The 8,215-nt window shown below is 51.6% G+C and carries 6 protein-coding genes; all 6 read left to right on the top strand.

Annotation, left to right across the window (positions count from 1 at the left end):
• Window positions 1-230: 230 nt before the first annotated feature.
• The 6 genes from P9L94_09780 to P9L94_09755 are packed head-to-tail and all read left to right on the top strand — an operon-like array spanning window position 231 to window position 8,210.
• A complete protein-coding gene (locus P9L94_09780) occupies window positions 231-2,561 on the top strand; it encodes a methyl-accepting chemotaxis protein (protein ID MDP8244358.1) in 2,331 nt (776 codons plus the stop codon).
• 4 nt (window positions 2,562-2,565) lie between these two features.
• The gene (locus P9L94_09775; protein MDP8244357.1) at window positions 2,566-3,033 is read left to right on the top strand and encodes a chemotaxis protein CheW; all 468 of its coding nucleotides are present in this window, start codon (window positions 2,566-2,568) and stop codon (window positions 3,031-3,033) included.
• Complete coding sequence (locus P9L94_09770) at window positions 3,030-4,271, top strand: CheR family methyltransferase (GenBank protein ID MDP8244356.1); 1,242 nt, start codon at window positions 3,030-3,032, stop codon at window positions 4,269-4,271. The genes P9L94_09775 and P9L94_09770 overlap by 4 nt, the downstream gene beginning before the upstream one ends.
• The gene (locus tag P9L94_09765; protein ID MDP8244355.1) at window positions 4,268-4,945 is read left to right on the top strand and encodes a chemotaxis protein CheW; all 678 of its coding nucleotides are present in this window, start codon (window positions 4,268-4,270) and stop codon (window positions 4,943-4,945) included. The genes P9L94_09770 and P9L94_09765 overlap by 4 nt, the downstream gene beginning before the upstream one ends.
• Complete coding sequence (locus P9L94_09760) at window positions 4,942-7,185, top strand: hybrid sensor histidine kinase/response regulator (protein MDP8244354.1); 2,244 nt, start codon at window positions 4,942-4,944, stop codon at window positions 7,183-7,185. The genes P9L94_09765 and P9L94_09760 overlap by 4 nt, the downstream gene beginning before the upstream one ends.
• Entirely contained in the window at window positions 7,185-8,210 is a 1,026-nt protein-coding gene (locus P9L94_09755) for a chemotaxis response regulator protein-glutamate methylesterase (GenBank protein MDP8244353.1), read from the top strand. The genes P9L94_09760 and P9L94_09755 overlap by 1 nt, the downstream gene beginning before the upstream one ends.
• Window positions 8,211-8,215 lie beyond the last annotated feature (5 nt).

Here is an 8,215-nt window from a genome sequence, read left to right as displayed (position 1 = left end):
TGAAAGCCCGCACTGAAGCGAGCAGAGTTGTACCATTCCTGATACAGCGAAAGATCAGGAATTCACGAAAAAGCGTCAAAAAACGCAATTCAATTTGTGATAAAGTACCCAAATACCGGAAGAACCTGAAATATATATTTCACTCCGCGCAGAATCGTCTTGCGGATGAAAGACCGCTATACTATTTGAATCGCTTTACGACTAATAAGGGAACATGCGGAGACAAGCGAATGGCTGATATGCATTGGGACAGAACCACCATCCGGGCCAAACTTTTTTTTCTTCTTTTGTTGATTGGAATCACGCCCATCGCGCTCATGGGAACGATGACCTATTTTCGTTCCATTGGTTATCTGGAAGAGGCGGCGCACAACCAACTCAAGTCAATTCGCGAAACCAAAAAACATCAGATTGAAAATTATTTTTCGCGGATCGAAGACCAAATTATCACTATATCCGAAGACCTGATGACGGTCGAAGCGATGATGGCGTTCACGCAAGGGTATGAATTTCTGGGCGCGTCGCCGCCATCGGCGTTTGATGAAAACCGGGAAACGTATGAAACGAATTTAAAAAATTTTTATCAGCAACAAGCCGCGTCGACCCCTGGCGCTCCAGAAGGTTCGGCGGCGCGTTGGTATCCACCGTCTCCGGCTTCGCGAATTTTACAGTGCCTTTATATTACGGAAAATCCAAAGCCCGAAGGGGAAAAACAAGCGTTAGATCGCGCTGACGACGACTCTCTCTATAGCCATCATCACGAGCGCTTCCATCCCTTATTGCGGAATTATTCAAATCGGTTTGGCTTCCATGATTTATTGTTGATTGAGCCTGACGGTTCCATTGTGTATTCGGTGGCGAAAGAGTTTGACTTCGCGACCAATCTTGAAACCGGACCGTATAGAGAAACCAATCTGGCCCGCGCATTTCAACAAGCTAAATTGGCGCAAGAACCCGAAGGCGTTGTGGTGGTTGATTTTGAACATTTTGAGCCGTCACATAATATTCCCGCCGCATTTGTCGCGTCGCCCATTTATAACGAAGACCAACTGGTGGGCGTTGCCGTGTTTCAACTTTCAATCTGGGAAATCAACAACATGGTAACCGTGATGGGGCAATGGGAAGAAATTGGCCTTGGGAAAACCGGCCAGCTGTTGTTGGTCGCGTCAGACCGGACATTGCGCAATGACGACCGCCAACTCAGCGAGAATAAAGAAGCTTACTTAAAAAAATTAAAACGAGGCGGAATGGACGACGCAACGCTGGAGATGGTCGACCAGACCGACACCACCATCTTGCTGCAAATGTTAGATGAAGAATTTGAACGCGCGGCTGCTTCCGGCACAACCGGGGAAGGAGAGTATCGCAGCGGTCTGCGGGAAGATTTGCTCGCTGCGTATGCGCCGTTGTACATCCAAGGTCTTGATTGGTCGATTGTCGCGATTATGGGGCGTAATGAAGCCTTTCAATTGGCGAACAAAATTGGGCGTGGCATTTTAGTCAACTTTGGAATCGTCTTGTTGATCGTATTCTTGTTTGGCGCCCCCATCATTCGTTCGATCTCGCATTCCATCAAACTGGTCTCGCGTGAATTAGAAGACCTCGCCAGCGGTGAAGCAGATTTGACGCGCCGCATCCCCGAGAAATGTACGGGTGAAATGGGATTGTTGGCGTGTAGTTTCAATACGCTGATGGACAATCTTTCGCAAATGGTCAAACAAGTGCAACGGGTCGGAATTCAAGTGACGTCGTCAACAACGCAAATCGCTGCGTCCGCCCGCCAACTTGAATCGACCGTTGCGGAACAGGCCTCGTCGACAAACCAAGTTGTTGCGACCGCAAAGGAAATTTCTGCGACCTCGCGTGAATTGCTGAGTACCATGGAAGACGTAGCGGAACTCGGCGGCAAAAATTTAGAACTGGTGCAAACCGGACGTTATGGGTTGGATGAAATTGACGGCACCATGCACCGTTTGGTTGAATCAACGTCATCGTTCTCGTCGAAGCTCGGCGCCATCAATGATAAAGCAAACAACATTAACAGCATTATTACCACCATCACCAAAGTCGCCGATCAAACCAACCTGCTATCGTTAAACGCCGCCATCGAAGCCGAAAAGGCGGGCGAATATGGACAAGGCTTTTCGGTCGTCGCCCGTGAAATTCGCCGCTTGGCCGATCAAACTGCCGTTGCGACCTTGGATATCGAAAAAATGGTGCGTGAAATGCTATCCGCCGTATCAACGGGCGTGATGGAAATGGACCGGTTTTCAAAAGAGGTCGAAAAGGCGGTTGAAGACATTCGCGTCAATGGCGAACAACTCAGCGAGATTATTCAGAACCAAGAGGCGATAGCGCCGCAGTTCCAAAGCGTGACCGAAGGCATGAACTTACAATCGCAGGGCGCGCTGCAAATCACGCAGGCGATGGTGCAACTCAGCGAGGGCGCTGAGCAGACCGCGAATTCGTTGCGTGAGTTTAATAATGCAACCACGCAGCTCAATGAAGCGGCCCAACGCTTGCAAAAGGAATTTTCGCGATTTCGCGTATTGGATTCATAGGCCTATGTTGATGCTGTTATTTTCCATCGGCGCCAACCGGTACGCGCTCGCGGCGCGGGACGTTATTGAAGTGATCCCGTTGGTGAAATTCCGCTCCCTTCCTAAGGCGCCTCCAGGCGTGGCGGGCGTATTCAACTATCGGGGCCTAGTGGCGCCAGCGGTTGACATGCGACGCGCATTGGAAGGGGTGGCGTCTCAATCGCTGTTTAGTACGAGAATTCTGATTGTCAATGCCGCAAAAGATGGAGAGCCCCAACCGTTGGGGCTGATTGTTGAGTGCGCCTCCGATGCAGTCGATTTGCCCGAAAACGAAGCGCAATCGGCAGGCGTCTCGACATCGGACGCACCGTATCTGAAAGAAATTCACCATCACGATGGTGAGATGGTCCAACGGATTGATCCCTTTCTTCTGTTGCCTGAATCCGTGCGAAACTCGTTGTTTCGGGACATCCAAGAAAACGAAGTTTTATGATGAAACGCATTGAAGCCTGGTTGGCGGAAGAGATAGGGCTTGACCCTGATTCGGTGGGGGCCGACTTGATTGCCCGCGCCATTCAGCGGCGCTGCGACGAACGCCGGGTCAAGAACGAAGGCGATTATCTGGCGTTGCTTCATTCATCTGAAGATGAACGCCAGCGTTTGATTGAGGAGATCGTGGTCCCTGAAACATGGTTTTTCCGCGATCAAGGGCCGTTTCGCTATTTACAATCCTGGGCGCGAAAACGACCTCGAAATGCTGTGCTGAGAATCGCCAGCGCTCCCTGTTCGCAGGGGGAGGAACCCTATTCGGTTGCAATCGCGTTGTTGGAAGTCGGCTATCAGCCGCGTGACTTTCACATTGACGGCTATGACGTCAGTTTGCGCGCTTTGCAAAGAGCGCAAACGGCTTTCTATCGTCCCCATTCGTTTCGCCAGACGGTTCCCAATCAAGAATCCTATTTTGAACCCACAAACGGCGGGCAGCAATTACGCGCGGCCTATCGCTCTCTCGTCAATTTTGAATGGGGAAACTTGCTTGATCCTTCGTTTGGGCAAAACAAGCCTCTCTATGACATTATCTTTTGCCGCAACGTGTTAATCTATCTGGATGCGCCTTCTCGAAAGCGGGTTGTGCAAACGCTTGATCGCATGTTGGCGCCCAATGGCTTATTATTTGTCGGCGCGGTTGAAGCGCTGCAATCCATCTCCAACCAATTTGAGTCGCTTCGCGAACCGCAGGCGTTTGTGTATCGCCGCCGGGAGGAGATGCGTCCGGTCGCCGAACCTCTCGCTTCCAAGCCGCCAGCATTCAAAATAAAGCCGCGCATAAAGCCCATTGACGTGAATGGAACGCAAACGCCGCGCGTACGTCCTATCAATAAAAATGCGTCCCCAATCCCATCGTTGAATGATGCGCGTCAACTCGCGGATCAGGGCTGTTTACGGGAAGCGCAATCCATTGTGGAAAATTATATTGATACGCAAAAGCCGGATGCAGACGCATTTTATTTATACGGTTTGATTCAGCAGGCGTCAGATCAAACGCGCGCGGCGGAGGACTCTTATCAAAAAGCGTTGTTCTTGCAACCCGGTCATGCGGGCGCGTTGGCGCAGATGGCTTTGTTGCTCGACCAGAGCGGAGACCGTATGAGCGCAGACCGCTTTCGCCGCCGATTGCAGCGCGTTTATAGCAACGGTGAACCACAGAATAAAACGATGGTGCCGCAATGAACCGGGAGCCGCAAATGGGCGTGATTGATTGTTGGGGGCGGATCGGCGTATTGGGCGACCGTAGTTGCCCTGATTTGGTGGAATACGACCATTGCCACAATTGTCCGGTGTACGCAAAAGCAGGCCGAAGTTTGTTTGATCGCGAACAACCCGACGATTATATTGAGGCCGCCAGCCGGCTGATCGAGTTTGAGAAAAACCCATCCATTCAAAAGCCCAGTTCAGTTGTAATTTTCCGTTTGGGCCACGAGAAACTCGCGCTGAGCACACAAGCATTTCATCAAGTGTATGATATGCAGCCGCGCCATAAAATTCCTCACATGCGCAGCCCAGTTGTGATGGGGCTGGTCAATCTTTCGGGCGATTTACATCTCTGCATTTCGCTTGCGAAATTGCTTGAAATCGACCAGGGAAGCGAAGACGGTTTTCAAGTGGGACGGTCGGTGTATTCTCGCATTGCCGTGATCGTTCACAACAACGAACGATGGGCGTTTCCGGCGAATGAAATCCTTGGCGTTCATCGTTACGCTGCAAGTTTGATCCAAGCGCCTCCCTCGACTGTGTCCAAATCGTCTAAGCCGTATACGCAAGGCCTGATCAAATTTGATGGCGAGCATGTTGGCGTCTTGGATGAAGCCCGGTTATTCGAAGCGCTGAAAAGGAGCGTCTATTGAACGCGGACGACCTGAGCCAATTTTCTATGATCGACTTGTTTCGCCAAGAGGTGGAAACCCACGCCTCTGCGTTGAGCGACGGCTTGTTGAAAATTGAGAGCGGCGCTGATGATCCTGACCTCTTGCGCTCACTAATGCGCGCCGCCCATTCCGTCAAAGGCGCGGCCCGCATCGTGCAGGTAGAACTGGCTGAAGCCCTGGCGCACGCCATGGAAGAATTATTCAGCGCGGCAATTGAAAATGAAACCATGCTTGGACGCGGCGCTTGCGATTTATTGCTCAACTGCGTCGACCAACTGGCGCAAATCGCCAAGGCGACGGCGGGCGATTTTGAGCAATGGAAGAGTAACCACACCGGCGAGATTGATGAACATATTCAGAAGTTACGCGACCCCTCTTTCGCAACCGCGCCTCCGCAACCGTCTCAAACAAACGAAGACGGCGCCGATGAGAATAAGATTGAGCCGCTGACCGAAAACGAGAGCGCGCGTGATAAAGACCGCTTCGTTCGCGTATCCGAACAACATCTATCCCGGTTGTTAGGGTTGGCCGGAGAAACCTTAGTCGAGACCCGTTGGCTCCGGCCATTTTCTGACTCATTGTTAAAACTTCGTCATGCGCAGACGGAGGTTTCTACCACAGTTGAGCGATTAAAAATTTTTGCCGATTCAAACCCAAGCGGCGCACCCTATGCGTATCCGTTGCAAGAGATTGATGAACAATTAAACGAATGCCGCAACGCGGTTACAAATTTATACAATGACTTTGAACTCCACGCGCGCCGTACCGTGCGGACTTCAAATAACCTGTATCGCAGCGTCGTTGCCAGTAAGTTGAGGCCGTTCACCGATGGGGTTCGCCCGTTTCCCCGAATGGTGCGCGACATCGCCCAAAGTTTAGGCAAAAAAGTTAAATTCAAAATTGACGGGCATCAGACGCAGGTTGATCGCGACATCTTAGAGAAAATGGAATCGCCGTTGAACCATTTGATTCGAAACGCGATTGACCACGGCATCGAAACGCCGCCAGAACGGGCTTCCGCTGGTAAGCCGGAAACAGGCGTGATTCATATTTCCGCGACGCACCGTTCTGGATTTTTGATTGTGCAGATTGAAGACGATGGGCGGGGAATCGGTTACGATTCCATCCGTCGAAAAGTCATCAAAAAAGGCCTTGCGCCCGAAGAGATGGTCGAGAAACTGACGGAAGCGGAATTGATGGAATTTTTGTTTCTGCCTGGATTTTCGACCTCAGACACGGTGACTGAAATCTCCGGGCGCGGCTTTGGTTTGGATGTCGTCCACAATGCGATTCGTGAAGTTGGCGGATTGGTGCGCGCTTTTTCAACGCCGGGCAAAGGAATGCGCTTTGAATTACAACTTCCGCTGACCTTGTCGATTGTTCGGGCGCTGCTGGTCGAGATTGCTGGCGAGCCGTATGCGTTTCCGGTTGCGCGCATTGACCGCGTGTTGCATGTCGAACGCGAGAGAATCGAGCGAATCGAAGACCAACCTTTCGTGACGGTAAACGAGCGCCATATCGGTTTGGTTTCAGCGAGGCAGGCGCTTGAGTTAGATGATGCCAGCGGAGAAGAAAACGAATGGCCGGTGGTCTTGCTCAGCGACCGTTTTCGCTCGTATGGCTTGGTGGTCGACCGCATTCTTGAAGTACGCCGTCTGGTGGTTCGCACATTAGACCCGCGATTGGGCAAAGTCGCGGACATTAGCGCGGCGACGTTGTTGGATGATGGGACGCCAGCGCTCATTCTTGATGTTGATGACTTACTGCGAACCATCGACGATATTTTGAGCGGCGGCCGCTTGAAGAAATTTGATCAGAACCAACAAACAACGCTTGCGCAAATTAAAAAACGGGTCTTGGTTGTAGATGACTCGTTAACAGTGCGCGAAGTCGAACGTCAGCTACTGTTGAATCACGGCTATGACGTTGAGACCGCCGTCGACGGCATCGACGGTTGGAACGCGCTGCGGCGTGGTGAGTTTGATTTGGTGGTGACAGACGTTGACATGCCCCGGCTCAATGGATTTGAACTTGTGCAGCGAATCAAACAGGACGAGCGCTTACGGTCGATGCCTGTGATGATTGTTTCATACAAAGATAGAGAACAAGACCGTCGCCAGGGGATGGAAGCCGGCGCGGATTATTATCTAACCAAGAGCAGTTTTCATGATGAAACGCTCTTGCAAGCGGTAGATGATCTGATAGGTGAGGCCGATTGATGCGCATTGGTATTGTGAATGATTCTACGATTGCTGTTGAAGCGTTGCGGCGGTTGTTGCAATCAAAACCCGATTATGACGTGGCTTGGATCGCCAACGATGGCAAAGAGGCGGTCCAGCGTACGAAAGAAGATAAACCCGATATCCTTTTGATGGATTTGGTCATGCCGGTGATGGACGGCGCCCAGGCGACGCGTCAAATTATGCGTGAATCGCCTTGCGCGATTATTGTTGTCACTGGCTCCGTTGATAGCCATGTGTCAAAGGTCTTTGAGGCTTTGGGTAATGGAGCTCTTGATGCGGTCGCGACGCCGGTGATCGGGGCGGACGGCGGTTCTATCGGCAGCCAGGAATTTTTTGACAAACTGGAACGTATTCGGAAATTCATCAAAGGCGCGCCAACAAAAACAAACATCGAACAACATCCAGATCAATTTTCGTTGTCGCCTGACGCGCCTCGCCTGGTTCTGATTGGTGCGTCTACTGGTGGGCCAAAGGCGATTGCTCAGGTCATTTCTCATTTGCCGGAAGATTTTAACGCCGCGATCTTGATCGTCCAACATGTGGATTCTCAATTTAGCGAAGGCTTAGCCAAATGGCTCGACGATCAAACGTCTCTCTCCGTCAAAACGGCGAAAGAGGGCGATTGGATCGAACCCCGGCGTATCTATCTTGCCGGTTCAGAAGAGCATTTGGTGATTAGCCACGACCATCGTCTCGTATTTCAAGTGGAGCCGACCGAAACGCCCTACCGCCCTTCGATTGATGTGTTGTTCACGAGCGCGGCGCAGCGTTGGGATGCTCCCGGCGCGGCGGTGTTGCTTTCTGGAATGGGAAAAGATGGGGCGGCGGGCTTGCTGGCGTTGCGTCAGGCGGGGTGGCATACCATCGCGCAGGACGAAGCGACCTGCGTTGTCTATGGAATGCCTAAAGCGGCGGTTGCGTTGGGCGCCGCCGTCGAAGAATTGCCTCTCGACCAGATCGCTTCATCTTTGGTCAATCAATTGAGAATATCATTTGCCTAAGGTGC

The organism is Candidatus Hinthialibacter antarcticus (assembly GCA_030765645.1).
GTDB lineage: Bacteria > Hinthialibacterota > Hinthialibacteria > Hinthialibacterales > Hinthialibacteraceae > Hinthialibacter > Hinthialibacter antarcticus.
Note: the sequence above shows the minus strand (reverse complement) of the source record. Positions and strands in the feature narration are given on the sequence as shown.